This is a genomic window from Sphingomonas sp. NPDC019816, from assembly GCF_050274375.1.
In the GTDB taxonomy this organism is placed as follows: domain Bacteria; phylum Pseudomonadota; class Alphaproteobacteria; order Sphingomonadales; family Sphingomonadaceae; genus Sphingomonas.
On the sequence record NZ_JBNNOB010000256.1, the window covers coordinates 1 to 1,795 of the forward strand.

At 62.1% G+C, this 1,795-nt stretch carries 1 protein-coding gene; it reads left to right on the plus strand.

Going from position 1 to position 1,795, the window contains the following annotated elements; translation table 11 throughout:
• Positions 1 to 121: 121 nt before the first annotated feature.
• The coding region (gene uvrB / locus ACQKJZ_RS19195) for an excinuclease ABC subunit UvrB (RefSeq protein WP_427733289.1) at positions 122 to 1,795 on the plus strand (1,674 nt) is incomplete at its 3' end.

Here is a 1,795-nt window from a genome sequence, read left to right on the forward strand (position 1 = left end):
CTGAACGGAGTGAGGGAGTAACTTGCAGACCAACCTCCGTTCAGGCTGAGCGAAGTCGAAGCCCACGCTCAAACCGCGCACCCACTGGAACAAAAGCGCAACCGGGCCCATATTCACCCCTATGGCGATCCAGATCCGCACCACCCTCGACGAGCCCGAAACCGGGGTCAGCTTCATCCCCCACCGCCCGTCACGCCCGGAAAAGGCCGAAGGGGGCAAGCGGTTCGAGCTGGTTACCGAATATACCCCCAATGGTGACCAGCCGGCCGCGATTCGGGAACTGACCGCCGCCGCACGCGCAGGAGACAAGGATCAGGTGCTGCTGGGCGTCACGGGGTCGGGCAAGACCTTCACCATGGCCAAGGTGATCGAGGAATTGCAGCGCCCCGCGCTCATTCTCGCGCCCAACAAGATCCTGGCGGCGCAGCTGTACGGGGAGTTCAAGAACTTCTTCCCCAACAACGCGGTCGAATATTTCGTCAGCTATTATGACTATTACCAGCCAGAGGCCTATGTGCCCCGGTCCGACACCTATATCGAGAAGGAAAGCTCGATCAACGAGTCGATCGACCGGATGCGCCACTCGGCGACGCGTGCGCTGCTGGAGCGCGACGACGTCATCATCGTCGCCTCGGTGTCCTGCCTTTACGGTATCGGGTCGGTCGAAACCTATTCGGCGATGATCTTCGACCTCAAAAAGGGCCAGAGCGTCGACCAGCGCGAGATCATCCGCAAGCTCGTCGCGCTTCAATACAAGCGCAACGACGCCGCCTTCATGCGCGGCAATTTCCGGGTGCGGGGCGACAATCTCGAAATCTTCCCATCGCACTATGAGGATTCGGCCTGGCGCGTGTCCTTTTTCGGCGACGAGATCGAGGAGATCGTCGAGTTCGACCCGCTGACCGGCAAGAAGGTCGCGAACCTCAACTCGGTACGCATCTACGCCAACAGCCACTATGTGACCCCAGGCCCGACGATGAAGCAGGCGGTCGAGGCGATCAAATTCGAGCTGGCCGAGCGGCTCAAGGAACTGGAGATCGAGGGCAAGCTGCTGGAGCGCCAGCGGCTGGAGCAGCGCACGAACTTCGACTTGGAGATGATCGCGGCTACCGGCAGCTGCAACGGCATCGAGAATTACAGCCGCTTCCTGACCGGTCGCCTGCCCGGCGAGCCGCCGCCCACGCTCTTCGAATACCTGCCCGAAAATGCAGTGCTGTTCGTCGACGAGAGCCATGTGACGATCGGCCAGATCAATGGCATGTCGCGCGGCGACCATCGCCGCAAGATCACGCTGGCCGAGTACGGCTTCCGGCTGCCTTCCGCGATCGACAACCGGCCGCTGCGCTTCAACGAGTGGGACGCGATGCGCCCGCAGACGGTCAGCGTCTCGGCCACGCCCGGCAATTGGGAGATGGAGCAGACCGGCGGCGTCTTCGTCGAACAGGTCATCCGCCCCACCGGCCTGATCGACCCGCCGGTCGAGATCAAGCCGGTCGAGGAACAGGTGCAGGACCTTATCATCGAGGCGCGCAAGACGACCGAGCTCGGCTATCGCACCCTTGTCACCACGCTGACCAAGCGGATGGCGGAGGACCTGACCGAATATATGCACGAGGCGGGGATCAAGGTCCGCTACATGCACTCGGATGTGGAAACGCTGGAGCGTATCGAGCTGATCCGCGACCTTCGCGTAGGCGTCTATGACGTGCTGATCGGCATCAACCTGCTGCGCGAGGGGTTGGACATTCCCGAATGCGGGCTGGTCGCGATCCTCGACGCCGACAAGGAAGGCTTC